23 protein-coding genes are annotated in these 23,378 nt (G+C 72.3%); 21 read left to right on the top strand and 2 right to left on the bottom strand.

Annotated elements, in window-relative coordinates:
* The first annotated feature begins 42 nt into the window (after positions 1 to 42).
* Positions 43 to 987 (top strand): methionyl-tRNA formyltransferase, encoded by a 945-nt coding sequence (locus tag DEJ43_RS35280; RefSeq protein WP_015038237.1) that lies wholly within the window; start codon positions 43 to 45, stop codon positions 985 to 987.
* Between the two features lie 26 nt (positions 988 to 1,013).
* The gene (locus DEJ43_RS35275; RefSeq protein ID WP_015038236.1) at positions 1,014 to 1,682 is read left to right on the top strand and encodes a MarR family winged helix-turn-helix transcriptional regulator; all 669 of its coding nucleotides are present in this window, start codon (positions 1,014 to 1,016) and stop codon (positions 1,680 to 1,682) included.
* A 46-nt stretch (positions 1,683 to 1,728) separates the two neighbouring features.
* On the opposite strand, the gene DEJ43_RS35270 is transcribed toward DEJ43_RS35275, so the two are convergent.
* Positions 1,729 to 3,477: an ABC transporter ATP-binding protein gene (locus DEJ43_RS35270; protein ID WP_015038235.1), complete on the bottom strand. Its 1,749-nt coding sequence runs from the start codon at positions 3,475 to 3,477 to the stop codon at positions 1,729 to 1,731.
* A gap of 73 nt (positions 3,478 to 3,550) precedes the next feature.
* Here DEJ43_RS35270 and DEJ43_RS35265 point away from each other — a divergent pair, with 73 nt between their 5' ends.
* The 4 genes from DEJ43_RS35265 to DEJ43_RS35250 all read left to right on the top strand — a co-directional run bounded on the left by DEJ43_RS35265 (position 3,551) and on the right by DEJ43_RS35250 (position 7,551).
* Positions 3,551 to 4,156: a TetR/AcrR family transcriptional regulator gene (locus tag DEJ43_RS35265; protein ID WP_015038234.1), complete on the top strand. Its 606-nt coding sequence runs from the start codon at positions 3,551 to 3,553 to the stop codon at positions 4,154 to 4,156.
* A gap of 191 nt (positions 4,157 to 4,347) precedes the next feature.
* A complete protein-coding gene (locus DEJ43_RS35260) occupies positions 4,348 to 5,400 on the top strand; it encodes an iron-siderophore ABC transporter substrate-binding protein (RefSeq protein WP_015038233.1) in 1,053 nt (350 codons plus the stop codon).
* Between the two features lie 82 nt (positions 5,401 to 5,482).
* Positions 5,483 to 6,454 (top strand): FecCD family ABC transporter permease, encoded by a 972-nt coding sequence (locus DEJ43_RS35255; RefSeq protein ID WP_202491912.1) that lies wholly within the window; start codon positions 5,483 to 5,485, stop codon positions 6,452 to 6,454.
* The gene (locus DEJ43_RS35250; RefSeq protein ID WP_015038231.1) at positions 6,451 to 7,551 is read left to right on the top strand and encodes a FecCD family ABC transporter permease; all 1,101 of its coding nucleotides are present in this window, start codon (positions 6,451 to 6,453) and stop codon (positions 7,549 to 7,551) included. Before DEJ43_RS35255 ends, DEJ43_RS35250 begins: the two co-directional genes overlap by 4 nt.
* A gap of 10 nt (positions 7,552 to 7,561) precedes the next feature.
* On the opposite strand, the gene DEJ43_RS35245 is transcribed toward DEJ43_RS35250, so the two are convergent.
* Positions 7,562 to 8,146 carry a histidine phosphatase family protein gene (locus DEJ43_RS35245; RefSeq protein WP_015038230.1) on the bottom strand — a complete coding sequence of 195 codons (585 nt, stop codon included), beginning with the start codon at positions 8,144 to 8,146 and terminating at the stop codon, positions 7,562 to 7,564.
* A gap of 308 nt (positions 8,147 to 8,454) precedes the next feature.
* On the opposite strand from DEJ43_RS35245, the gene DEJ43_RS35240 reads away from it, so the two are divergent.
* The 15 genes from DEJ43_RS35240 (at position 8,455) to DEJ43_RS35170 (ending at position 23,309) form a co-directional block, all read left to right on the top strand.
* On the top strand, positions 8,455 to 8,682 hold the full coding sequence (locus DEJ43_RS35240; RefSeq protein WP_015038229.1) for a CbtB domain-containing protein: 228 nt from the start codon (positions 8,455 to 8,457) through the stop codon (positions 8,680 to 8,682).
* Positions 8,683 to 8,696: 14 nt separating this feature from the next.
* Positions 8,697 to 9,512 (top strand): CbtA family protein, encoded by an 816-nt coding sequence (locus DEJ43_RS35235; protein WP_015038228.1) that lies wholly within the window; start codon positions 8,697 to 8,699, stop codon positions 9,510 to 9,512.
* 358 nt (positions 9,513 to 9,870) lie between these two features.
* Positions 9,871 to 11,016: a DUF6421 family protein gene (locus DEJ43_RS35230; RefSeq protein ID WP_223831195.1), complete on the top strand. Its 1,146-nt coding sequence runs from the start codon at positions 9,871 to 9,873 to the stop codon at positions 11,014 to 11,016.
* Positions 11,009 to 12,154, top strand: coding sequence for a branched-chain amino acid aminotransferase (locus DEJ43_RS35225; protein ID WP_015038226.1), 1,146 nt, complete (start codon positions 11,009 to 11,011; stop codon positions 12,152 to 12,154). Before DEJ43_RS35230 ends, DEJ43_RS35225 begins: the two co-directional genes overlap by 8 nt.
* Positions 12,151 to 12,735, top strand: coding sequence for a type 2 periplasmic-binding domain-containing protein (locus DEJ43_RS35220; protein WP_015038225.1), 585 nt, complete (start codon positions 12,151 to 12,153; stop codon positions 12,733 to 12,735). Before DEJ43_RS35225 ends, DEJ43_RS35220 begins: the two co-directional genes overlap by 4 nt.
* On the top strand, positions 12,735 to 13,994 hold the full coding sequence (locus DEJ43_RS35215) for an MFS transporter (protein ID WP_041663246.1): 1,260 nt from the start codon (positions 12,735 to 12,737) through the stop codon (positions 13,992 to 13,994). Before DEJ43_RS35220 ends, DEJ43_RS35215 begins: the two co-directional genes overlap by 1 nt.
* A complete protein-coding gene (locus DEJ43_RS35210; protein WP_015038223.1) occupies positions 13,979 to 15,136 on the top strand; it encodes a GNAT family N-acetyltransferase in 1,158 nt (385 codons plus the stop codon). Before DEJ43_RS35215 ends, DEJ43_RS35210 begins: the two co-directional genes overlap by 16 nt.
* Positions 15,130 to 16,368, top strand: coding sequence for an ATP-grasp domain-containing protein (locus DEJ43_RS35205; RefSeq protein WP_015038222.1), 1,239 nt, complete (start codon positions 15,130 to 15,132; stop codon positions 16,366 to 16,368). Before DEJ43_RS35210 ends, DEJ43_RS35205 begins: the two co-directional genes overlap by 7 nt.
* The gene (locus DEJ43_RS35200) at positions 16,365 to 17,453 is read left to right on the top strand and encodes an aminotransferase class IV (protein WP_015038221.1); all 1,089 of its coding nucleotides are present in this window, start codon (positions 16,365 to 16,367) and stop codon (positions 17,451 to 17,453) included. The genes DEJ43_RS35205 and DEJ43_RS35200 overlap by 4 nt, the downstream gene beginning before the upstream one ends.
* Positions 17,454 to 17,525: 72 nt before the next feature.
* Positions 17,526 to 17,819 carry a ferredoxin family protein gene (locus DEJ43_RS35195; protein ID WP_015038220.1) on the top strand — a complete coding sequence of 98 codons (294 nt, stop codon included), beginning with the start codon at positions 17,526 to 17,528 and terminating at the stop codon, positions 17,817 to 17,819.
* A gap of 22 nt (positions 17,820 to 17,841) precedes the next feature.
* Entirely contained in the window at positions 17,842 to 19,389 is a 1,548-nt protein-coding gene (locus DEJ43_RS35190) for a coproporphyrinogen-III oxidase family protein (protein ID WP_015038219.1), read from the top strand.
* A 7-nt stretch (positions 19,390 to 19,396) separates the two neighbouring features.
* Positions 19,397 to 19,678 (top strand): acyl carrier protein, encoded by a 282-nt coding sequence (locus DEJ43_RS35185; protein WP_015038218.1) that lies wholly within the window; start codon positions 19,397 to 19,399, stop codon positions 19,676 to 19,678.
* Positions 19,679 to 19,766: 88 nt separating this feature from the next.
* Entirely contained in the window at positions 19,767 to 20,333 is a 567-nt protein-coding gene (locus DEJ43_RS35180) for an RBBP9/YdeN family alpha/beta hydrolase (RefSeq protein ID WP_015038217.1), read from the top strand.
* The gene (locus DEJ43_RS35175) at positions 20,330 to 21,922 is read left to right on the top strand and encodes an amino acid adenylation domain-containing protein (protein ID WP_202490857.1); all 1,593 of its coding nucleotides are present in this window, start codon (positions 20,330 to 20,332) and stop codon (positions 21,920 to 21,922) included. The genes DEJ43_RS35180 and DEJ43_RS35175 overlap by 4 nt, the downstream gene beginning before the upstream one ends.
* A gap of 13 nt (positions 21,923 to 21,935) precedes the next feature.
* A complete protein-coding gene (locus DEJ43_RS35170) occupies positions 21,936 to 23,309 on the top strand; it encodes a S8 family serine peptidase (RefSeq protein ID WP_015038215.1) in 1,374 nt (457 codons plus the stop codon).
* Positions 23,310 to 23,378: the final 69 nt, after the last annotated feature.

Raw genomic sequence — 23,378 nt, 5'->3', positions numbered from 1 at the left:
TTACTTGCTGCCGGTCAGTCGCTCTTCTGGAGGAGGAACCCCATGCGGGTCGTCATGTTCGGGTATCAGACCTGGGGCCATCGCACCCTCCAAGCGCTCCTGGACTCCGAACACGACGTCGTCCTCGTGGTGACGCACCCCAAGAGCGAGCACGCCTACGAGAAGATCTGGAGCGACTCGGTCGCCGACCTCGCGACGGAGCACGGCGTCCCGGTCGTCATCCGCAACAGGCCCGACGACGAGCTGTTCGCGCGCCTCAAGGAGGCCGATCCGGACATCATCGTGGCCAACAACTGGCGTACGTGGATCCCGCCGCACATCTACAACCTGCCGCGCCACGGCACCCTGAACATCCACGACTCGCTGCTGCCGAAGTACGCCGGCTTCTCGCCCCTCATCTGGGCCCTCATCAACGGCGAGACCGAAGTCGGCGTGACCGCCCACATGATGGACGAGGTGCTCGACGCCGGCGACATCGTCCAGCAGCACGCGGTCCCCGTCGGACCGACCGACACGACGACCGACCTCTTCCACAAGACGGTCGACCTCATCGCCCCGGTCACCATCGACGCCCTCGACCGGATCGCCGCCGGCACCGCCGAGTTCACCCCGCAGGACCGCTCCCAGGCCAGCTTCTTCCACAAGCGGGCCGAGGAGGACATCCGGATCGACTGGAACTGGCCCGCCGAGGTGCTCGAACGCCTGGTCCGCGCGCAGTCCGCGCCGTATCCGAGCGCCTTCACCTTCCACAAGGGCAGGCGGCTGGAAATCCTCTCCGCCGTGGTCTCCGAGGGGCGTTACGGCGGAACCCCCGGCCGGATCTTCTACCGCGAGGGCGAAGGGGTCGTGATCGTCGCGGGCGCCGACGCGCGCACCGGCCGCAACCACGGCCTGGCCATCACCCGCGTCCGTACCGAGGACGGCCGGGAACTGCCCGCGACCGAGTACTTCACCGCCATGGGCGGCTACCTCACCAGCCGCCCCTGACCAGCGGGGAGAGGGAGGAGCAGCCGATGGAACAGCCGGTCGTCTCCGGTTTCGCGCACGATCTCTCCGGGGCGACGTTCGCCGTCGTCGGCATCGCGAGCATGCCGACGGACTGGGCGAAGGTCTTCAGGTCGCTCGCCAACACCGATCTGACCCTCGACTCCCTCACCGGCGGGGGCGGGGGCACTCCCCCGCCCGCCATCCCGCCGCCCTCGCAGAGCATGACCCCGCCCAGCGTGCTCGATCTCAACGCGTACCTCATGCACGCCGTCGGCAGGGCGGCCCGGCGCCGGCTGACGGAGACCCTGGAGGCCCGTGGCTTACGGCTCTGGCACCTCTCCGTGATGGCCCTGCTCGCCGACCTCGGGCCGCAGATGAAGACCGCGCTCGCGACCCGGCTCGCCATCAACGCCAGCGACCTGGTGAAGGTCGTCAACGACCTGGTCCGCGTCGGACAGGTCGACTGCGTCCGGGACGAGGCGGACCGGCGCCGCGTGGTCGTACGGCTGACCCCGGAGGGCAAGGCCTCGCTCCGGAGCCTCAGCGCCGAGATCGCACGCACCGACGACGAGATCCTTGCCCCCCTCGACGCCGCGGAGCGCGAGCAGCTCGCCTCCCTGCTGCGCCGCGTACACGGCCACCTCGAACCGGCCCCGGCCGACCTGGCCCGCGAGCGGCCCGGCCCGGCGGACTGACCGCCCGCTCGCTCACCGCCCCGCCCGATCGCACCCCGGCGTGCGGTCAGGCGGCGGTGTGCGCCGGGATGCGCAGGGACTCGACGAGCTCGCGGTAGAGGGTGTCCGAGGCGAGCAGCTCCTCGTGCCGGCCGCGCGCCCCGATCCGGCCCGCCTCCATGACGACGATCGTGTCCGCTTCGACCACCGTCGAGAGCCGGTGGGCGATCGTCACGACCGCGCCGGTGTCCGCCCGGGAGCGGACGCACTCCTGGACGGCCGCCTCGGTCAGCCCGTCCAGCTGCGCGGTGACCTCGTCGAGGAGCAGGACGTCGGGGGCGGCGAGGAGCGCCCGGGCGAGCGCGATCCTCTGTCGTTCACCGCCCGAGACGTTCGCCGCGGCGAGCGGCGTGTCCAGTCCCCCGTCCAGGGCGTCGACCTTCTCCGCGAGCCGTACGTCCCGCAGGACGCGCCACAGTTCCTCCGTGGTGGCGTCGGGGCGGGCGAGCAGCAGGTTGTCGCGGATCGTGCCGGGGACCACCGGGGTGTCCTGCTCGACGTACGCGAGGCGGGCCCGGATGTCGGCGTGGGTGTGCTCCCGGTACGGCCGTCCGTCGAGGAGCAGTTCCCCGGTGGTGGGTTCGAGGAACCGCAGGACCAGGGAGAGCAGGGTGGTCTTGCCCGCTCCGGAGGGCCCGACGACGGCGGTGTGCCCGCGCCGGGGGACGACGAGGTCGATGCCGCGGACGGCCGCCTCGGCGTCCGGCCCGTAGGCCGCGCTGACGTTCCGCAGCTCCAGGACCGGCGTGTCGTCCCGCATCGCCTCGCCGGGCGTGCCCGCGCGGGGTGCGGCCTCCTCGGTCGGCAAGGCGTCGGCCTGCCGGATGCGTTCGGCCGCGGCGATGCCGGACTGGAGGGTGGTCACGTTCTGGGTGAGTTCGGTGATCGGGTCCATCAGGGCGAAGGCGTAGAGCAGGAAGGCGATCAGGCCGGACACCTCCAGCCTGCCCTCCCCGACCCGCCAGGCGCCGACGGCCAGGATCGCGATGATGGCGAGGTTGACCCCGGACCAGGCGGTCGTCCAGGCCAGCGCCTCCCGGCGTACGGCGCGGATGCCGTGCTCGGCGGAGGCGCGCGCGTCGGCCATGATCCGTTCGGCCATGCGGTCCTCGGCGCGGTGGACCTTGAGGGTACGGATCGCCCGCAGCGAGCCTTCGAGGACGCCGCCGAGCCGGCCCACGTGCTCCTGGGCCTGCTGCTGCGCCTCGGCGATGCCGGGCATGAGAAAAGCGAAGACCGCTCCGACGAGGGCGACGGCGGCCAGGGTGGTGGCGAGCAGCACCGGGTCGAGGACCCCCATGAGGACGAGGCTGCCGACCAGCATGACCGCGCCGTTGACCAGGCCGACCAGCGAGGCCGCGGTGGCCTCGCGCAGCAGCACGGTGTCGGAGGTGACGCGGGTGACCAGCTCGCCCGTGGGGTGCCGGGTCACGCCGGGCACGGTGGCCCGGAGGAAGCGGCGCACCATCGACGCCCGGGCGTCGAGGACGACCCGCTCCCCCAGCGTCCCGAGGAGCGTCCACTGCCGGTAGGACACGGCGCCGCCGACGACGAGCAGGGCGAGGAGCGCGGCGACGGGTCCGGTGAGGGAGGAGGAGCTGCCCAGGGCGTCGAGGACGTGCTTGGTCACCATCGGCGTCGCGAGTCCGAGGGCGGAGGCGACCAGGGCGAGGAACAGGCCGTGGACCAGGGTGCGACGGTGCGGGCGGGCGAAGGACCACAGGATGCGCAGTCGGGGGGTGAGGGAGGTGGCCATACCCACAATGGAACATCTCTGTTCCAAAAAGGTCAAAGGATTTCCTGAACGGAATGCGCGTTACCGTATGCGCATGGGGTCCGACGACACTTCCGCACCCGGCGCGGCCACCCGCGCCGACGCGGGCCGCGAGAGCGCCACGCGCGCCCGCACCCGCCGCGCGATCCTCGACGCCGCCGTCTCGGTGCTCTCCGCCGACCACACGGCCTCGCTCGGCGACGTCGCCGAGGCGGCCGGCGTGGGGCGGACCACCGTCCACCGCTACTTCCCCGAGCGCTCCGACCTGCTCGCGGCGATCGGCGCGGACGTACGCGACCGGGTCGCCGCGGCCACCGCCCGCGCGCGCCTCGACGAGGGGCCGGCCCCCGAGGCGATGGAGCGGCTGTGCCTGGAGTTCTTCGAACTCGGCGACCGTCTGCTGCTGTTGTACGACGTGCCGCAGTTCATCACCTGGTCGGGCATCGAGCAGGAGACGCCGGCCGACGCGGCGCTGCTCGGCCTCCTCCGGCGCGGGCAGAAGGAGGGGACTCTGGACGCGGGGGCCGACGCGGAGTGGCTGCAGGACGTCATGTGGTCCCTGCTGTATGCCGCTTGGCTCCAGGCGCGCGACCGCGCCACCCCGAAGCACACCGCCCTGTCGCTGTGTCTGCGCTCGCTGCGGAAGGCCGTCGCGCCGTAGTCCGGGGCCCCGCCCCGTCGATGCCGTGTGGATCACACCACGGCAGGACCCCCTGGCGCCCGAGCCCGGACAGGAATAGGTTAGGCTCACCTAACAAGAGGCGCGGTGGTCCCGCTCCCGTGAACGACCGTCCACGGGGGTGCCCGTCGCGGGCCTCGGTACTTCCCCCTGCCCGGAGACAAGGATCCACCATGCCTTCTGTGTTCACCCCCCTTCGCCGTCGCGTTCTCGTGGCGGGCGCCGCCACGGTCTCGCTCGGCCTGCTGGTGACCGGTTGCGGCTCGGACGACAAGAAGGACGACGCGACGGGCGCGGCGGACAAGGCCGCGGCGGGCGCCTTCCCGGTGACCATCAAGAGCGCCCTCGGCGAAGCCGTCATCAAGTCGAAGCCGAAGCGCGTGGTGACCCTCGGTCAGGGCTCCGCGGAGACCGCCATCGCCCTCGGCAACGTCCCGGTCGGCATCGAGGAGTACCCCTGGGGCAGCGACAAGACCGGCTACCTCCCCTGGATCCACGACGCCGTGAAGAAGTCCGGCGGCACGCTGCCCAAGCAGTTCAAGGGCGGCGAGGAGCTCGACATCGAGGCCATCACCGAGCTCGAGCCCGACGTCATCCTCGCCCCGTGGTCCGGTCTGACGCAGAAGCAGTACGACATCCTGAAGGACATCGCGCCCACCGTCGCCTACCCCGAGAAGGCGTGGAGCACGAACTGGGACCAGCAGATCGAGATCATCTCCAAGGCCCTCGGCCAGCCGGAGAAGGCCAAGGAGCTGGAGTCGAAGATCGACAAGCAGCTCGCCGACGCGGCCGCCTCCCGCCCCAACTACAAGAACGTCACGTTCTCGTACATCTACAACACCGGCCCCGGCACCCTCGGCATCTTCAAGCCCGAGGAGCAGCGCGTGGCCATGGTCGCCAAGCTGGGCCTCAAGGTCGACCCGATCGTGAACACCTTCCCGGAGACCGAGGGCACCGACTCCTCCCTGATCGGCCTGGAGAACGCCAACAAGCTGGCGAAGAGCGACATCGCCTTCACGTTCTACATGGACGAGAAGTCCCGCAAGACCGTCGAGGCCCAGCCGCTGTACGCGGCGATCCCCGCCGTGAAGAAGGGCGCGCTCGTCTACAGCCACGACACCCCCTTCGTCACCGCCTCCTCGATGATCAACCCGCTGACGGTGCCGTACAGCATCGAGCGCTACCTGCCGATGATCGACAAGGCCGTCGCCAAGGCCGGGAAGTAACCACGGGTCCTCAAGCGTGACCACTCTCGCCAAGACCGGCCAAGGCCCCGCCGTACGACGGCGGGGCCTTGGCCGGCATGTCATGGCCGCCGTCCTGTGCCTCGTCCTGCTCGCCCTCGCGCTGCTCGCCAGCGTGATGTTCGGGAGCAGGTCGACGTCCGCCGGCGATGTGCTGCGGGTCCTCACCGGTGACGGCGGCGACGCCTACATCCGTACCCTCGTCGAGAGCCGCTACCCGCGCACCGTGCTCGGTGTCCTCGCCGGTCTCTGCCTCGCCGTCGCCGGCACCCTGATGCAGGGCGTCACCCGCAATCCGCTCGCCGAGCCGGGACTGCTCGGCATCAACGCCGGCGCGTCCGCGAGCATCGTCGCCGCCACCGCGTTCCTCGGCGCCTCGGGGCAGCGGGAGACGATCTGGTGGGCCCTCGCCGGCGCCCTCGTGACCGGCGTCGTCGTCCATGTCGTCGGCACGGCCGGCGGCGGCGGTGGCCCGGTCCGCCTGGTGCTCGCCGGCGCGGTGCTCTCCGCCGTCCTCGCCGCCTTCATCCAGGCCGTCGCCCTGTCCAGGCCGCGGGTCTTCGACACGTACCGCTACTGGGTGGTGGGCGCGCTCGGCGGGCGCGGCTTCGACGCCTTCTGGGCGGTGCTGCCGTTCGCCGCGGCCGGCCTCGTGCTCGCCGTACTGCTCGCGCCGGGCCTCAACGCCATGGCGATGGGTGACGACAAGGCCGCGTCCCTGGGCATCAGCCCGAACCGGGTGAAGGGCGCGGGCCTGCTCGCCGCGACCCTCCTCGCCGCCGCCGCGACGGCCGCCGTCGGGCCCATCGCCTTCGTCGGCCTCGCCGTCCCGCACGTGGTGCGGGCCCTCGTCGGCGCCGACTTCCGGGCCCAGATCCTCTTCAGCTCCCTCGCGGGGCCCGCGCTGCTGCTCTTCGCCGATGTCATCGGCCGGGTCCTGCTGCGCCCGCAGGAACTCATGGTCGGGGTCGTCACCGCGTTCGTCGGTGCCCCCGCCCTGCTGTTCGCCGTTCGCCGTATGAGGGGAGCGGGATGAAGACCGCCGACCGGACCGACATCCCGGAGAGCACCGTGGAGACGAAGCGGCGGGTGGAGCGGCCCGCGGGCCGCGGCGTGCTGCGGATCGGCCCCTGGGTCGCCGTCCCCGTGCGCCGCAGGACCGTGATCGCCGGCGTGGTGACCCTGCTGCTGCTCTGCGCGGCGGCCGTGGCCACCCTGTCCATGGGCAGGCTCGGCATCGACCCGGCCGATCTGCCCTCGGCCCTCGCGGGCGACGCCACCGGGAAGAACGCCTTCGTCCTCAACAGGCTGCGCGGCCCGCGGCTCGTCGTGGCCGTCGCGACCGGCGCGGCCTTCGGCCTGTCCGGGGCCCTGTTCCAGTCCGTGACCCGCAATCCGCTGGGCAGCCCCGACGTGATCGGGCTCGGGGCCGGCGCCGGGGCGGGCGCCGCGGCGGCCGCCCTGTTCCTGCCCGACGTCCTGCCCGTGGCCGTCGGCGCCCTGCTCGGCGCGGTCCTCGCGATGGCCGTCGTCTTCTTCGCGACCGGTACGGGCTTCCGCAGCCCCGGGCGGCTCGTGGTGGCCGGAATCGGCGTGGCCGCGATGGCGACGGCGCTCACCCAGTACGTGGTGTACGCCGTCGAGCGCGACAAGGCGAGCGCGCTGACCGCCTACATCAACGGCAGCCTCTCCGCCCGCTCCTGGGACGACGCCGCGACCATCTGGACCGTGCTCCTCGTCTCGCTGCCGTTCGCCGCGCTCCTGGCACGGCCGCTCTCCGTCAGCGAGATGGGCGACGACCTCGCCACCGGGCTCGGGGCCCGCCCGGGCCGGACGGCGACCGCCGCGGTGGCGCTGTCGATCGTGCTCTCCGCCGGCGCCGTCAGCGTGGCCGGACCGATCGCCTTCATCTCCCTGACGGCGCCGCAGATCGCCAAGCGGGTCACCCGCGGCGGCGGCCCGCACCTGGTGATGTCCACCCTGCTGGGGGCGCTGCTCCTGGTGCTCGCCGATCTCACCGCCCAGCAGCTGCCGCTCTTCGACAACCTGCCGGTCGGTCTCTACACGATGGCCGTCGGCGGCGCGTACCTCGGCTACCTGCTGCTCCGCGAGTGGGGCCGGCGCCCCGCCTGACGACCGCGTCCTACTCGATGCCGAGCGGGCCGCCCACGCGGAGATTCCAGCGTCGGGCGCGCCCGCTCAGCTGTACGGCGGTCAGCGGCCGTACGTCCATCCGCAGGGCCGCCTCGTCGGGGGCCGCGAGGGCGTGGACGAGCGCGGCGCGGATCACGTCCGGTTCGGCGACGGCCGTGACCCGTCCGGAGTCCGGCCGCAGGCCGTCGAGCCAGGCCCCGACCCGGATCCGCAACTCGTGCAGGGACTCCCCGCCGTGCGGGACGGCCGCCGGATCGGAGAGCCAGCTGCCGAGCGCCGCCTCCTCCTCGGCCGCGACGGCCGCGAGGGCGCGTCCCGTCCACCGCCCCATGGCGCAGCCGGCGAGAGCGGCCGCCGGTTCCGCGCGCAGCCCGAGGGTTTCGGCGGTGTGCCGGCAGCGGACGGACGGGGAGGAGTACGCGCGCGTGGCCGGGCCGAGGGCCGCCGTGAGGGCGGGCGCCGCGGCCCGCGCGCGGGCGATCCCCGCGGTGTCGAGCGGGCTGTCGTCGTCGAAGGCGACCTCGCGCAGGGCTCCGTTCGTCGCGGGGGAGATCAGCGTCAGCCGGACGGTCATCGGCCTCCTTCTCGGTGGGCGCCGGGACGGCGGCGCCCAGGGTATCGCCGGGCCGGGTTCCGGCCGGGGGCGCGCGGAGGTGATTCGGGCCTCACGCCCTTGGCGGCCCCGGCGGTGCGCGGTACGGTCGGGCGACATCTGAAGAGCGTGACGACGGCGAGACGGAAGTCCGGTGCAAATCCGGCACGGTCGCGCCACTGTGTGCCGGGGCTCCTCCCCTTCCGGGGGCGGTGTCACGGTGAGTCAGACCCGTGGACCGTCGTCCTGCACCACCGTTCGGGACGCGTGTTCCCGCAGGAGGTTTCATCATGGCCGAGGCTGTCGTCTCCGCTGCCGTTTCCGCCCCTTCCACGGCCGTACCGGCTCCCCTGCCCGTCCGGGCCGTCCTTCCCTGGGCCTTCTTCGTCGGCCTTCTCGCGCTGATCGCGCTCTACTTCGTGGGCGCCGAGCAGGGCGCCACCTCTCTGATCGCGGGTTCCGACGTGCATGAATGGGTGCACGACGGACGTCATCTGCTCGGCTTCCCCTGCCACTGAGAGGCCTGACGCACATGCACGCCTCGACTGTCAGATCCCTGCTCGTCCGCGGCATGCTCGCGGGCCTGATCGCCGGTCTCCTGGCCTTCGCCGTCGCCTACGTGGTGGGTGAGCCGCCCGTGGACGGAGCCATCGCGGTGGAGGAGGCGCAGGCCGCCCGGGAGGCGCACGCCGGGCACGGTGGCGGGGCCGCCGCGGCCCCGGAGGCCGCCGGGGAAGACGAGGAGGCGGTCAGCCGCCCCATCCAGTCCACCTTCGGCCTGGCCACCGGTGTCCTCGTGTACGGGGTGGCGCTCGGCGGCATCGCCGCGCTGGCGTTCTCCTTCGCGCTCGGCCGCGTCGGTCGGTTCAGCCCCCGGGCGACGGCGGCGCTCACCGCGGCGGCCGCGTTCACCACCGTCTATCTGGTGCCGTTCCTCAAGTATCCGGCGACTCCGCCGGCCGTCGGCAACCCGGACACGATCGGGAAGCGCACCACGCTGTTCTTCCTGATGATCCTGCTCAGCGTGCTGCTCGGCCTCGCGGCGGTCGTCGCCGGGCGCCGGCTGGCCCCGCGGCTGGGCAACTGGAACGCGACGCTCGCCGCGGCGGGCGGTTTCGTCGTGGTGACGGCGATCGCCTTCGCCGTCCTCCCGGCCAACGACGACGCGGTCAAGGCGGGTTTCCCCGCCGCGCTGCTCTGGGAGTTCAGACTGGCGTCGCTGGCCGTCCAGGCCGTGCTGTGGGCGGTGTTCGGCATCGTCTTCGGCGCCCTGGCCCCGCGGGCGCTGACCTCCCGGACGGCCGCCGCCGACGCGTCCGCCCCGCTGGGGGCACCGCTCGCCGGCTGATCGTCCGACTGCCCGGTGGAACCGCCCCATACGCCCTCGCGTACGGGGCGGTTCCCCGTTGGCGACCCTTCGCCACGGCGTGAAGGTGACAACCGAAACACGGGCGAAACACACGGCGCGCGCCGGTGCGCCCCGGGCGCGTCTTCGCAGGTGGAGCAGTTGGCGTCCCGATCTTCGAACATCCATTGTTTCGATCCGAGTTGGAGTGTTAGCGTCCCAAGCGACCGGCAGTGCAGTGACATGGGTGTGAGGAACGGGGCCCCGCGGCCCCGCGTGTAGGACCTTTGCTGTGGGGGGTGTAGTGGGTCCGCGTACCGTTGCCAGGCTTCTTGAGTTCGAACGTCGAGTCGTCCCCGCCGTGGACCGGTTCCGCGAGGTGCGGAGCGGTGAGCGGGACGGAGATCAGATCGCCGCCCTGGACGAGGTGCGGCAGGCCGTGGAAGCGCTCTCCGGCCTTCTGCCGGAGCGTCAGATAGCCGCGACCCTGGCCGACTTGGCGACCTGGGCGGAGAACGGGTGCGAGGGCGTGCCCGACTTCGACGCCACCCGGGACGCGGTGCCCGCTCCGGCGGACGGTGAGGCCGCCGCGTACATCGGGCCGGTGATCCTCCCCAACAGCGACCGTCACGAGGTCCACATCGAGGCGTTCTCGGTGGTCCGGCAGGACCCCGACTGCACGCCGTACCTCCAGGACGTCTATCCGCACCCGAAGGCCGTCTTCCAGTCGACCCGGCTGCTGTCCGCCTCGCGCGGGCTGCGGGAGGGCAACTGTGTGGTGTTCTTCCCGGAGAACATCCCGGCCGCGACGCGGTGCACGCACCAGAACTTCGCCTGGTTCTTCTTCGACCGGCACGTCGACATCTACGCCCAGACGCTGGCGATCACGGAGCGGCTGTGCGGCCCCGGGTCCCCGTTCGCCGGTGACCCCGGTCTCGTCTCCCCCGGGATCGACCCCGAGGACGTGTACCAGGCCCGCTGCGTCTGGGGCTACATGCACGACTACTTCCACCACACCGGGCCCCGCCCGCTCGACCAGAACCTCGCGCTCAAGACGAAGTGGCGGCCCGGGCTCCTCGAGGAGCTCAAGGTCGACATGAAGTCGGCGATCGCCTGTTTCGAGGAGGACGTGCCGTACGGTCCTGTCGTCTTCGAGTACATCCTGCTCGAACGCCTCTTCCGCTATCCGGCCCAGCCCGAGCCGCTGCGCAACTTCGACTCCGGTACGGGCTTCGCGCTCGGCACCTGGCTGGCCGGGCACGGGCTGTTCACGGACGACGGCAACGGCCGGCGCGCCCTGGGATCCAAGGCGGAGATCGTGGAGTGCGTGCGCGAACTCGTGCGCCAGATCGAGGAGATCGAGACGATCGAGGACGACGAGGCCTACCGGACCCGGGCCGTGGACTTCCTCTACGAGACGCTCCTGAAGCGTCCGGAGAGCAAGCCCGACCGGTACGGCGGTCCGCTGGCACCGATCGGTCTGTGGGGTTCCGAGGTCCATGTCTGAGACACTCCCGCCGATACCCGCGACCGCACCGCCCGCCACACCCGCGCCCGCCGACCTCGACCGGATCCTCCGTGACCCCGGCTTCTGCCGCCATTCCACCGGCCGCGTCGCCGTCGTGGAGTGGGAGGACGGGACGGGCTGGTCCGAGCCGCGGATCGAGCCGTACGGCACGCTCGCGATGGATCCCGCCACGCTCGGACTCCACTACGGGCAGGCCGTCTTCGAGGGCATGAAGGCTTTCCGGGGCGCGGACGGATCGGTGTCCCTGTTCCGGGCCGCCGACCACGGGCGCCGCCTCGCGCTCTCGGCGGCGCGCCTGGCGATGGCCGAGATGCCGGTCGAGCTGTTCATCCGCGCCTGCGCCGAACTGGTGGCCGCCGACGAGCACTGGGTGCCCGGCGGGTACGGGCAGAGCCTGTACATCCGGCCGCTGCTGCTCGCCACCGAGGCGGAGATGGGCCTGCGGCCCTCCCGCCGCTACCGGTGCGTGTTCCTGGCGTACCCCGCGGACCCCTGCTTCGGCAGCGACTTCCGGCCCCTCGCGGTCACCGCCGCGACGGAGACGGTGCGCGCGGTACGGGGCGGGACCGGCGAGTCGAAGTGCGCGGGGAACTACGCGGCGAGCCTGCTGACCCGCACCCAGGCGCAGGCCGCCGGGTACGACGAGGCCCTGTGGCTCGACGGTCTGGAGCGCCGCTGGGTCGAGGAACTCAGCACCATGAACGTGTTCTTCGTCTGGCACGACGAGGACGGACCCCGGCTGACGACCCCGCCGTGCGACGGCTCGATCGTCCGGGGCATCACCCGCGACTCCCTGCTCACCCTGGCCGGCGGGCTCGGCCTGCGCGCCGCGGAGGAGCCGACGGCGATCGACGCCGTCCGCGAGGGGCTCCGCACCGGCGCGCTGGCCGAGATCTTCGCGAGCGGCACGGCCGGCGCCGTCGTCGCCGTGGGCCGTCTCGGAACCGGGGACGGCGATCTGTTCGTCGGAGACGGCAAGGAGGGCCCGGTGACCGCACGGCTCCGCGCCGCCCTCCTGGACGTCCAGCACGCACGTACACCTGACACGCACGGCTGGCTGCTGCCGGTCACCCGGCCCGCAGCGGCCGCAGACGAGGGCGAGGGACGACACGCATGAACGACAGCACGGCGCTGAAGGCCGACCGGGACGGCACGCTGTCGGGAGTCACCAGAATCCACACCCTCGGCCCCTCCGGCACCAATCTGGAGAAGGCCGCGCACCACTGGTTCGCCGAGCGCGGGGTCAACGGCACGGTCCTGCTCCACTCCGAGGTGGAGGACGGGCTCGACGCGATGGGCTTCGACGGCAGCGAGGCGATACTCGCCTGCGCCGTCTACCCCAAGCTGCACGACCTCGTCTTCGGCAACCTGCACCGTCTCGAGATGGTCGACAGCTTCATCCTGGACACCCACGACATGGTCCTCGCGGGCCGGTCCGAAGGGGTCGAGGTCCGCACGATCGTCTCCCACGCGGCGCCCAGCTCCCTGGTGGCCGACCGGGGGACGGTGACCACGGCGAGCAGCAACTCCCGGGCCGCCGCCCTGTGCGCGGCCGGCGAGTTCGACGCCTGTGTGACCACGTCCCGGGCCGCCCAGGCCGAGGGGCTGCGGGTCCTGGAGAACTTCGGGCCGGTCCCGATGGTGTTCACCCTGCACGTGGGCAGGACCGCCACCGGCTCCGCCGCCGGGACGGTGTGATGCGCAAGGCGGCACCGAAGAACGACGCACCACCGGGCGGGCGCCGCGGGCTTCCGGCCGCGTTCCGCGCTCTGATGGCGAGCGAGGCCGTGTCCTCGGCCGGTTCCCAGCTGACCCTGGTCGCCCTGCCCGTCCTGGCGGCCGCCGATCTGGAGGCGTCCCCCTCGCAGATCGCGCTGCTGAGCGGCGCGCAGTTCGTGCCCGTCCTGCTCGTGACCCCGTTCGCGGGCCGGCTCGCGGATCTGCGGGACCGGGCCCCGCTGCTCTACGCGTCCCATTTCGCGCGCGCGGCCGTCCTGTTCCTCGTGGTGACGCTGGCCGCCGCGGCCTGGCTGAACTACGCGATCCTGTTCGCCGCGGCGGTGCTGCTCGGCGCGTTCACCGCCCTGTTCGACACGGCCCTGCTCGCCTACGTGCCGGACACGGTCGACACCGATGACCTGACGCGGGCCAACGGCCAGCTGGCGGCGGTCAACGCGGTCTCGCAGACGGCGGGGCCCGCGGTCGGCGGTCTGGTCGTCTCCGGCCTCGGGCCGGGCCTCGCGGTCGCCCTGGACGCCGTGTCGTACCTGTTCGGCGGGGCGGCGCTACGGGCCCGCCCGAAGCCCTCGCGGAACCGGGCCACCCGGGACAACGCCTCCATCCGCGCCGGGTTCAAGGCCGTGGCGGCCTCCGACCCGCTGCGCCGCCTGGTCGCGGCCGGTTCCCTGTTCAACCTGGCCGAACAGGTGGCCCTGAGCGTCCTGTTCATCGCCGTCGTGCAGGAGACGGACCACTCCGTCGCCTTCCTCGGCTTCGGGTTCAGCGCCGCCGGCGTCGGCAGCGTGATCGGCGCCCGGGCCACCGCGCGCTACGGCGGCGGGGACGGCGCCCGGTCCTGGGTCTGGGCCCTGCTCGTCTCCCAGGCCGCGCTGCTCGCGGCCCTGTGGTCCCTCGACTTCGGCGTCTGGGGCGCGGCGGCCTTCTTCGCGAGCATGCTCGTGTACGGGGCGGCCATGGCCTTCTACAACGTCCACTCACTGACGCGACGTCAACTCGTGTCGCCCGAGGGGATGCTGGGCCGGGTGAACGCGGTGTACCGGACGTTCGCCTTCGGGACCATCCCGATCGGCGCGGGCGCCGCCGCCCTCCTGCTGCTGTTCACCTCGGCCCCGACGGCCGCCACGCTCGTCGCGGTGCTGAGCGTGGTCGCCACCTGGGTGCTGGCCCGGGGGACGTACACGACCGAGAGGCAGGACGAGGCATGGCAGGCACGCTGACACCCTTCGTGGTGGGAGAGCGGTCCCACCTCGACCCCTCCGGAACCGACGAACCCTGGCTCGACGAGGGCGGCTTCTACTCGTCCCGGCGCTGGACGGTCTCCCAGGAGGGCGACCGCGGCTTCACGACGGCGTATCTCGTCGGCCAGGACGAGACCAGCGGCCAGACGGGCGGGCTCGTGCCCTTCCACACGGCCTCCGGCGGCGACAGCAACCCGCTCTACAACGAGACCACCCTCCTCGGGTACACCCCGGAGGTCCAGGTCCTCGCGGGCTCGCGCACCGGCTACGACAACCGGGTGCTGCTCAGCCCCGCCCTGTCGGACGCGGACCGCACCCGGCTCCTGTCCGCCCTCTGCGACCGTCTCCTGGAACGGGCGGAGGAGCGGGGCGCCGGGCACGTCTCCTGGTGGTACCTGCCGGAGGAGGAGGCCCGTGCGCTGGCCGGACTGCCCGGCGTCGCCACCGTCGCCACGCCCTGTCTGCCGACGGCGGTGGTCCGGCCGCGCGGCGCGGACTTCGACGCGCACGTGGCGGCGCTGCCCGCCTCACGCCGCTCCCTCGTGCGCCGTGACCTGAAGCGGCTCGCCGCGGGCGGCTACCGTTCCCGGACGGTGGCAGCCGATCCGGCGGACCTGGAGCGGTACGCGCCGCTCGTCGTGCAGGTGCAGGCGCGGCACGGCGAGGAGCTGAGCGAGGAGGGCGCGATCCGCTATCTGCGCCGCTGCCTGAGCCTCGGCGGCGGTACGGGCGGGAGCGGCGGCGAGGTCGTGATCACCGAGGTGCTCGACACCGAGGACCGTCCGGCGGCCTTCGCCCTCGGCATCGTCCACGGCCGGACGCTGCACATGCGCGTCTTCGGCTGTGACTACGCGGCCGGGCACGGCACCTCGGGCGAGTACTTCGAGGCCACGGTGTACGGCCCGCTGCGGCTCGTCATGGAGCGCGGGCTCGACGCCGTCCACCTCGGGGTCACCTCGTACCGGGCGAAGTCGCTCCGGGGCGCCGAACTCCACGCGCGCCGCACCCTGTTCATGTCCCGTCCGGACCGGCCGCTGCCCGTCCCCGCGCCCGACTGGGGCTTCCTCGGGGACGACGAGCGGTTCCTCGCCGGAGCGTCGTCGGAGGTCCTGCCGTGCTGATCGTCGTCCAGCCCCTGTCGGCGGGGGTCCGCCTCGCCGCCCGGGTGGTGGAGTCCGGGATTCCGTGTCTGATCCCCACCCAGTTCCCCGAGCTGCTTCCGCCGGAGGTCACGGCGGGTGCCACGGTCGTCGACTGGCATCCCGAGCGGGGGGTGCCGGAGCTGCTCCGCCTCGTCGAGGAGTCCGGGGTCACGCCCACCGGGGTCGTCGCCGGCTTCGAGTACGTCGTCCCGGAGAGTGCCGAGCTCGCGCGGGCGCTGGGGCTTCCCGCGCTCGGCGCGGACGCCGCCGAGGCGGTGCGGCAGAAGGACGTGATGCGCCGGTGGTGCGCCGAGCGGGGTGTCGCCTTCCCGCGTTCGGTGCTCGTGGAGCCGGGCGCGGCGGGCACCTGCCCACTGCCCTTCCCGGTGGTGGTGAAGCCCGTCGACTGCGGGGGCAGCCTGATGGTGAGCCTCTGCCGTGACGAGGAGGAGTACGCGCGGGCCTGTGCGGCCGTGCACGGCCCGGGCGAGGTGAAGTTCCACCCCCGTCCGCGCCGGGCCGCCCTGGTCGAGGAGTACGTCGAGGGGCCGGAGTTCTCCCTGGACGGCTGGGTGGACGCCGCCGGTCCGCATCTCGCGAGCGTCACCACCAAGTTCCTCTCGGCGGAGCCCGACTTCTTCGAGATGGGTCACATCGCCACCGCCCCGGAGCGGTCGCCGCACGGGGCGGTCCTGGAGGACTTCGCCCGGCGGGTCGTGAAGGCCTTCGAGCTGTCGGTGGGGCCGTTCCACATCGAGACCCGGATCGACCGCGACCGGGGGCCGGTGCTGATCGAGGTCGGCGCCCGGCTCGCCGGTGACAACATCCCCGAACTCGTGCTCGCCGGACCGGGGGTGGATCTGTGCGCCGCGGCGGCGGACGCCGCCCGGGGGCTGCGGCACGAACCGGGTCCGCTCTCCCCGGTGAGCGCGGGCCTGGCGTTCGTCACCACGGACCGGCCGGGGCGGTACGCCGGGACGCTCTCGGGCGCCGAGCCGTTCACCGCGGCCCCCGAGTTCCGTGACCTCGTCCCGGAGGCGGAGCCGGGCGCGGTTCTCGACCCGGACGACATCTTCAGCAACCGGGTCGCCCGTATCCACTTCGAGGGAACCCTCGACCAGGTCGGACATCTAGTCGCCTCGGTCATCGGTGACGTCAAGGTCGACGTCGAGGGCGTCGACCTCAAGGACAAGGAAGGTGTCCGCGCATGAGCAACGAACTGGTGGTCACACCCACCGCCACCCCCCGCCCGCGGCCGGAGGCGGACGGGTCTGCCGCGCCGGTCCTCACCGATCACGCCTTCTTCATGCGGACCGGTAAGCGCCGCACGTGGCAGGGTCTGACGGTGGCCGACCGGGACGCGATCCCGGCGCTCCGGCCCACGGCCGGCGCCGTGCTCGCCGGCCAGACGGTCGTGGACGCGTTCACGGCGTACCGGATGGCGGACGGCACGATCGCCGTGTTCCGCCCCGACAGCCACATCAAGCGGCTCAACAACGGTGCCCGCCGACTGGCGCTGCCCCAGGTCGACTTCGACCGGGTGTGGACCTCCGTACGGGCCCTGGTCGAGCTCGACCAGGCGTGGCTGCCCGGGACGCCGGGCGCGGCCCTGCAGCTGCGCGCGGTGCTCGCCGCCGACGGCACCGGGCTCACCCCCTCCCCCGCCGACGACGTGCTCTTCTACGTCCTCGCGTCCGTGGCGGACCCCGCCGCGGCGGCGGGGAAGCCGGTCCGGGCGATGACGCTCGACGGCTACGTGCGGGCCTGGCCCGGCGGCACCGGCGACGTCAACGACGCCGGGTCGCTGGCGGCGGGCGTGGTGCCCGGCGAGGTCGCCGCCAACTACGGCTACGACCACGTGCTGTGGCTCGACGGGCCGCAGGGCCGCTTCGTGCAGCAGATCGGGAACCTCAACGCCTTCTTCGTGATCGACGGGGTCCTGACCACGCCGGCGCTCGACCGCTCCGTGCTGCCCGGCGTGACCCGCGACTCGGTCGTCAAGTTGGCCCGCGACTCCGGGACGCGGGTCGTCGAGCGGCCGGTGGAGCTGGCGGAGGTCCTGAAGGGGATCGCCGACGGGTCCGTCACGGAGGTCTTCGCCACCGGGACCGGGGCCGGCGTGGTGCCGGTCACCGCGCTCGGCCACCAGGGCGAGGAGTACCGGCTCGCCTCCGAGGAGGCCGGTCCGGTGACCGCGCGCTTCCGCGATCTGCTCGACGGAATCCACCGGGGCGAGGCGATCGACCGCTTCGGCTGGATGCGCCGGCTGACCGAGGTCGCGCCCGTCCACGCGTGAGGGCGTCACACCCCCTGTGACACGAGCCGCGGCGGAGACGCCGGGAACGAAGACCGCGGAGGTACCGAGAAGATGGCGTACGTCGTCACCGACGAGTGCATCGGCTGCAAGTACACGGACTGTGTGGACGTCTGCCCCGTGAGCTGTTTCCACGAGGGCCCCGAGATGCTCTACATCAACCCCGAGGAATGCATCGACTGCAACGCGTGCGTCGCCGAGTGCCCGCCCGAGGCCATCTGGGCGGACGTCGACCTGCCGGAGGACAAGCTCCAGTGGATCGAGATCAACGGAGAGATGAGTGCCAAGTACCCGGTTCTCCACGAGAGCCGGGGCCCCCACGGACAGCCCTCCAGCCAGCCTTCCTGATCAGAGAACGGGAGCCGAGGTCATGACGACCCAGGTCGAGAACCCCTTCATGCTCGGGCTCGACTCGAACTTCTACCTGAAGGACGAGTTCGAGAGCCCCGAGAAGCGCACCAACGTCACGTGGTTCTACCCCAAGATCTGCGCCTTCCAGGACGCCCTCGACGACGAGTCGAAGAAGGCGGAGTACTTCTCCTTCCTGGACCGCCAGTCGCACCCGGAGCAGACCGACATCCTGCTCTACTTCCACATCCCCTTCTGCGAGGCGTTCTGCAACTTCTGCGCGTGCTTCAAGGAGTCCGCGGCGAAGTACCAGGGCGAGCGCCAGAAGCGCTTCGTGCAGGCGATGGTGAAGGAGATCGAGCGCAACGCGCGCTCGAAGTACTTCCAGGGCACGAAGATCAAGTACGTCCAGTTCGGCGGCGGCACGCCCTCCGCGCTCGAGCAGGACTCCATGGCCGCCATCCTGGAGGCCGTGCACCGCGAGTTCGACCTCAGCGAGGTCGACGGCATCTCCCTCGAGGGCAGCCCGCTCGGGCTCTCCAAGGACGGCTACATCGAGATGCTGAAGTCGCTCGGCATCACGCGCATCTCCTTCGGCGTCCAGACGCTCGACCCGGAGATCCGCAAGAAGCTGACCATCAAGGCCACCGTCGACCAGGTGCACCAGACGGCCGAGAACATCCGCAAGGCGGGCATCCGCACCTTCGCGCTCGACCTGATGTACAACCTGCCGGGGCAGGACGACGAGGTCCTCGCCAAGGACCTCCAGGGCATCTGCGCCGAGCTGCGCCCCAGCTTCGTGCAGACCTACCGCTTCAACCAGTGGGAGGGCACCCGGCTCGACCAGCAGATCCGCGCGGGCAAGGTCGCCGACGTCAAGCCGTCGGGCGCGATCGAGCGCGAGCAGTACCGGCAGATCAAGGACGGGCTCGCGGCCTACGGCTACGACAAGCAGCTCCTGATCAACTTCTTCACCCGTCTCGACGACCCGGGCGAGATCGGCCTCAACCACGCCTGTGGCGGCAACGGTTACCGCGCCAGCTACACGCTGGGCATCGGTCCGGCCGCCGAGAACTACATGGGCGAGCGCAGCTACCGCAACCACACCGACGTCGAGCGGTGGATGCGGGAGGTCGAGGCCGGGATCATCCCGATCGAGCAGGGCCGCATCTGCAGCGAGGACGAGGTCGAGAACCGCGTCATGGTCTTCTTCCCGGTCTTCGGCTCGGTGAAGAAGGCGGACGTCGCCAACTTCGAGAAGTACCGCCGCGAGGTGGACTGGCTCGTCGAGGGCGGTTACGCGGTGGAGACCGACGAGGACCTGACGCTCACCGAGGTCGGCCGGGAGAACGCCGGAAACATCGCGTTCCTCTTCTACTCCGACGAGGAGAAGGCGCGCGCCCGCCGCACCATGTACCTCTCGCTGAAGAACAAGCGCAACCCGTTCCACCAGGACGCCCAGAACATCCCGCGGACCCCGCTGTTCCTGCAGACCCGCCCCAAGTCCGCGGACGAGGGCGCCGCTGCGGCGACGCAGGACGAGGGCACCGCGGCGCCCGAGAGGAGCTGAACCGAGGGTGAGCGACCGCAAGACCCAGGCGGACATCGAGGACGACCTCCGCAAGGTGATCGCCGAGATCTTCCCGCACCAGCAGGTCGAACTGACCTCGGCGACCCCGCTGTTCAACGGGGGCCTCTCGCTGAACTCGACCCAGATGATCGAACTGACCCTGGCCTTCGAGACGTTCTACGACATCGAGCTCGAACCCGAGCTGCTGACGACGGAGAACTTCGCGACCCTGGGTTCGCTGTCCGAGCTGCTCGAAGAGCTCCTGGACGACGAGGTGTCCCCTGTCTGAGATCTCCACGACGGGGCCGGGGGCAGGACCGGGAGCGGGTCCGGCTCCCGGTCCGGTCCCGCCCCGGTCCCGGGCGGACCTGCGGATCGTGCTGATCCACGGGAACGCCGGGGCGAGCGTCGAGGGCATCTGGTTCCCGTACCTGAGACGGGAGTTGGAGGCCCTCGGCCACCAGGTGGTGGCCGAGACCTTCCCCGACCCGATCAAGGGGCGGATGCGGTACTGGCTGCCGTACCTCACGGACGTCATCCGGCCCGACGAGAACACGGTGATCGTCGGGCATTCCTCCGGTGCGCTCACCGCGTTCCGGTACGCGGAGACGGCGCCGCTGCTCGGTACGTTCGCGGTGGCCGGCCACCACACCGACTGCGGGTTCGAACTGGAGCGCCGCAGCGGGTTCTTCGACCGGCCGTGGGACTGGGAGGCCATCCGCGCCAACCAGCGGTTCATCGCGCAGTTCCACTCCAAGGACGACCCGTGGGTGCCCTTCGAGGTCGCCGAGGAGCTGCACGGGCTGACGGGCAGCGAGTTCACCGTGATGGACGGCATGGGCCACTTCGGCTCGTACGACCAGCAGATGGAGACCTTCCCGGAGCTGCTCGACGCGATCCGGCTGCGGCTCGACTCCCCTCTCACCTGGCAGGAGGACCGTTGAACGGCGACGCGGAGGGGAGCGTGCCGGCGCTCGCGGACGAGATCCTGGAGCGCCGCCGGGAGAGCGCGGCCACGGCCGTGGTCGCGCTCGACACCGGGGCGGCGGTGTCCTACCGGACGCTGGCACGGCGGACCCAGGCACTGGCCGACCTGCTGGCCGGGCTCGGTGTCGGCCGGGGCTCCACCGTCGCCATGGTGATGGACAAGTCGATCGCCTCGGTGACGGCGATGTGGGCGGCCCTGCGGCTCGGGGCGCGGTACGTGCCGGTGGACGAGTCGCTGCCCGCCGCGCGGGTGGCGCTGCTGCTCGGTCTCTGCGAGCCCACCGTCACCCTGGTCGGTCCCGGCTACCGGGAGCTGCTCGACGGCGCGCCCGCCGGCCGTGTCGTGACCGTCGGCGAGGCGGCGGCCGGGGCCTCGGGGTGGGATCCGTCGGCGGAGGCCGAGGTGCGCCCCGTGGACCTGGCCGGCCGGAGTCCGGAGGACCACGCCTATGTGGTCTTCACCTCGGGTTCCACCGGCTCCCCCAAGGGCGTGGTGATCAGCCACCGCTCGCTGTGCGCGCTCCTCGAAGGGGTGCAGAAGGTGGTGGGGTTCGAGGACGGCATGCGCTTCCTCAACGTGGCCCCGCTGTTCTTCGACGCCTCGGTGGTCGACCTGTGGTCGACCTTCCTGGTCGGCGGCAGTGTCCATCTGCTGCCCCGGCTGCGGGTGGCCACCCAGATCACCCGGGCCGTCGAGGAGTGGCGGATCACCGACACGCTCCTGGTTCCGTCGGTGATCCGCATGCTGGTGAGCCGGTTCAGCGACGCCTCCCGCCGGGACCTGAGCTCCCTGCGCCGGCTCTGGTTCGGTGGCGAGTCCTGCCCGGTGTCGGTGCTGCGCGCGTTCGCCGATCTCGTGCCGGGGCTCCGTTACGTCCACGGGTACGGGCCGACCGAGACCACCCACAGTGCGACGCTCTTCCTCGTGGACGACATCGCGGGGTACGAGGAGGAGTTCCTGCCCATCGGCGGTCCGCTGCCGCACGTGGACGTGCTCGTCGTCGACGACGAGCTGAGGCCGGTCCCGGACGGCGTGACCGGGGAGCTGCTCATCGGCGGTCCGCAGGTGATGGTGGGCTACTGCGGTGAACCCGACAGGACCGCCCTGGCCGTCGTGGAGCTGCCGGGTCCGCGGGGCGGCCGCTATTACCGCTCCGGGGACTACGTCCGGCGCCGGGAGGACGGGGCGCTGGTCTTCCTGGGGCGCCGCGACGACGCCTTCAAGATCAACGGCAATCTCGTCCACCTGTCCGAGGTCGAGGCGGCGACGCTCGCCGTGGCCGGGGTGAGCGACTGCTGCGCCGTCCCGGCCGAGCATCCGATCGCGGGGAAGGCGATCACGCTCTTCGTGCTGGGCGGCCGGAGCGACGGCCCGGGCGGGCGGGGCGGTCCTCCCGACGAGACGGAGCTGCGCCGGGAGCTGGCCCTCCGGCTGCCCGAGTACATGCTCCCGGTCCGGATCGACTTCCTCACCGACGAGGACGTGAACCTGACACCGTCCGGCAAGCTCGACCGGCACCGCCTGCGGGCACTCGCGAACAGCTGAAGGGAGGCACCGCATGGTGCAGGACGAGCTCGCGCGCTTCGAGCGGCGCGGGGTGGTCACCGTCGTTCCCCGGTCGGCCGGCGGCCGGCAGCTGGGCTCCGACCCCGGTCTGCTGGCGCGTCACCCGGTGGAGGAGTTCCGGCCGGCCCCCGGTGTCGTCGAACGCCTCGCCGGGGCGTTCGGCCGCGAGGGTCTCGACGTCGAGGCGCGCACCGAGGTGGGCCTCACCGTCGCCGGGGACAACGCCCTGCTCGCGGAGGTCTTCGGCAGCCCGGTGCTGCCCGTACGCAACAAGTACATCCGGGGCTCCGTCCGTTACGAGGTGACGGCGTCCGGCCCGCTGCGCTCGCGGGTGCACCCCGAGCTGATCGCCGAGGTCCAGGTCCCCCGCTCGGGCTTCGAGCTGTCGGTGAGCACCACCCCGCCGCCGACGCGCACGGACCGCTATCTGCGGCTGCCCGAGGACGCCGTCCGGGTGGCCGGGGCCGAGCGGCTCCACGCGGCCGGCATCCGGGGCGAGGGGGTGCGGGTGGTGATGGTCGACACCGGCCTGTACGCGCATCCGCACCACCGCGCCCACGGGTACGCGACGTCCGTGGTGCCCGCGCTGGCCGCCTTCGACCCGGCGGCGGACGAGCGCGGGCACGGCACCGCCATGTCGGCGCTGCTCCTGGCGGTCGCGCCGCGGGTAGAGCTCACCATGGTCAAGATGGCCAACGAGGCGTTCTCCTTCCCGCTCGCCGCGTTCCAGCGGGCGGTGCAGCTGGCGCCTGACGTCATCTCGTGCAGCTGGGGCACCCTGCGCGAGGAGCCCCAGCTGCATCTGGAGGTCGCCGACGCGGTCCGGCGGGGCATCACCGTGCTGTTCGCCGCGGGCAACGGTTCCACCGATCGGCCCACGGCGATGTTCCAGTCGGTGGCCACCCCGGGCGCCCTCACGGTCGGCGGGGTGCACATCGGTCCCGGCGGCCGGCGCCGCGCCTCCGACCTGGCGTCGAGCTACCGCTCCGCGGTCTTCCCCGGCCGGAGCGTGCCCGATCTGTCCGGGCCGTGCGGAACGCTGCCGCACGGCGACTACATCGTCTTCCCGACCCAGCCGGGCTGTCTCTTCGACCGGCGCAACAGCGCGTACGACGGGACCGCGCCGGACGACGGCTGGCTGGTCTCCAGCGGCACCTCGGGCGCGACCGCGTACGCGGCCGGGGTGGCGGCGCTCGCCGTGCAGCGGGGGGTGGGCGCGGGCCGCGCCCTCCGGGCCGGCGACCTCGCGGACGCCTGTCTGCCGGTCACCGAGGGAACCACGTCCACCGGCGACGACTGCGGCGGCGCCTGCCCGAACGAGGCGGTGGGCCTCGGTCTGCTGACGGCGGGCCGGCCGGGCGACTGAGCGGACCTACGGCAGGGGGGCCGCACACCGTCGGGTGTGCGGCCCCCCTGCCGTGCGGGCGGGTCGGAC

It is taken from the genome of Streptomyces venezuelae ATCC 10712 (genome assembly GCF_008639165.1).
Classification (GTDB): Bacteria; Actinomycetota; Actinomycetes; order Streptomycetales; family Streptomycetaceae; genus Streptomyces; species Streptomyces venezuelae.
The sequence above is the reverse complement of the archived record's forward strand: the minus strand, read 5'-3'. Positions and strand labels throughout refer to the sequence as shown.

Excerpts from the sequence above, each read along its gene's own strand:
- DEJ43_RS35270 (WP_015038235.1), bottom strand. The coding sequence starts at position 3,477 with ATGGCCACCTCCCTCACCCCCCGACTGCGCATCCTGTGGTCCTTCGCC.
- DEJ43_RS35195 (WP_015038220.1), top strand. The coding sequence starts at position 17,526 with ATGGCGTACGTCGTCACCGACGAGTGCATCGGCTGCAAGTACACGGAC.
- DEJ43_RS35215 (WP_041663246.1), top strand. The coding sequence starts at position 12,735 with ATGCGCAAGGCGGCACCGAAGAACGACGCACCACCGGGCGGGCGCCGC.
- DEJ43_RS35235 (WP_015038228.1), top strand. The coding sequence starts at position 8,697 with ATGCACGCCTCGACTGTCAGATCCCTGCTCGTCCGCGGCATGCTCGCG.
- DEJ43_RS35260 (WP_015038233.1), top strand. The coding sequence starts at position 4,348 with ATGCCTTCTGTGTTCACCCCCCTTCGCCGTCGCGTTCTCGTGGCGGGC.
- DEJ43_RS35275 (WP_015038236.1), top strand. The coding sequence starts at position 1,014 with ATGGAACAGCCGGTCGTCTCCGGTTTCGCGCACGATCTCTCCGGGGCG.
- DEJ43_RS35255 (WP_202491912.1), top strand. The coding sequence starts at position 5,483 with ATGGCCGCCGTCCTGTGCCTCGTCCTGCTCGCCCTCGCGCTGCTCGCC.
- DEJ43_RS35170 (WP_015038215.1), top strand. The coding sequence starts at position 21,936 with ATGGTGCAGGACGAGCTCGCGCGCTTCGAGCGGCGCGGGGTGGTCACC.
- DEJ43_RS35245 (WP_015038230.1), bottom strand. The coding sequence starts at position 8,146 with ATGACCGTCCGGCTGACGCTGATCTCCCCCGCGACGAACGGAGCCCTG.
- DEJ43_RS35265 (WP_015038234.1), top strand. The coding sequence starts at position 3,551 with ATGGGGTCCGACGACACTTCCGCACCCGGCGCGGCCACCCGCGCCGAC.
- DEJ43_RS35225 (WP_015038226.1), top strand. The coding sequence starts at position 11,009 with ATGTCTGAGACACTCCCGCCGATACCCGCGACCGCACCGCCCGCCACA.
- DEJ43_RS35190 (WP_015038219.1), top strand. The coding sequence starts at position 17,842 with ATGACGACCCAGGTCGAGAACCCCTTCATGCTCGGGCTCGACTCGAAC.
- DEJ43_RS35240 (WP_015038229.1), top strand. The coding sequence starts at position 8,455 with ATGGCCGAGGCTGTCGTCTCCGCTGCCGTTTCCGCCCCTTCCACGGCC.
- DEJ43_RS35210 (WP_015038223.1), top strand. The coding sequence starts at position 13,979 with ATGGCAGGCACGCTGACACCCTTCGTGGTGGGAGAGCGGTCCCACCTC.
- DEJ43_RS35220 (WP_015038225.1), top strand. The coding sequence starts at position 12,151 with ATGAACGACAGCACGGCGCTGAAGGCCGACCGGGACGGCACGCTGTCG.
- DEJ43_RS35280 (WP_015038237.1), top strand. The coding sequence starts at position 43 with ATGCGGGTCGTCATGTTCGGGTATCAGACCTGGGGCCATCGCACCCTC.
- DEJ43_RS35250 (WP_015038231.1), top strand. The coding sequence starts at position 6,451 with ATGAAGACCGCCGACCGGACCGACATCCCGGAGAGCACCGTGGAGACG.
- DEJ43_RS35200 (WP_015038221.1), top strand. The coding sequence starts at position 16,365 with ATGAGCAACGAACTGGTGGTCACACCCACCGCCACCCCCCGCCCGCGG.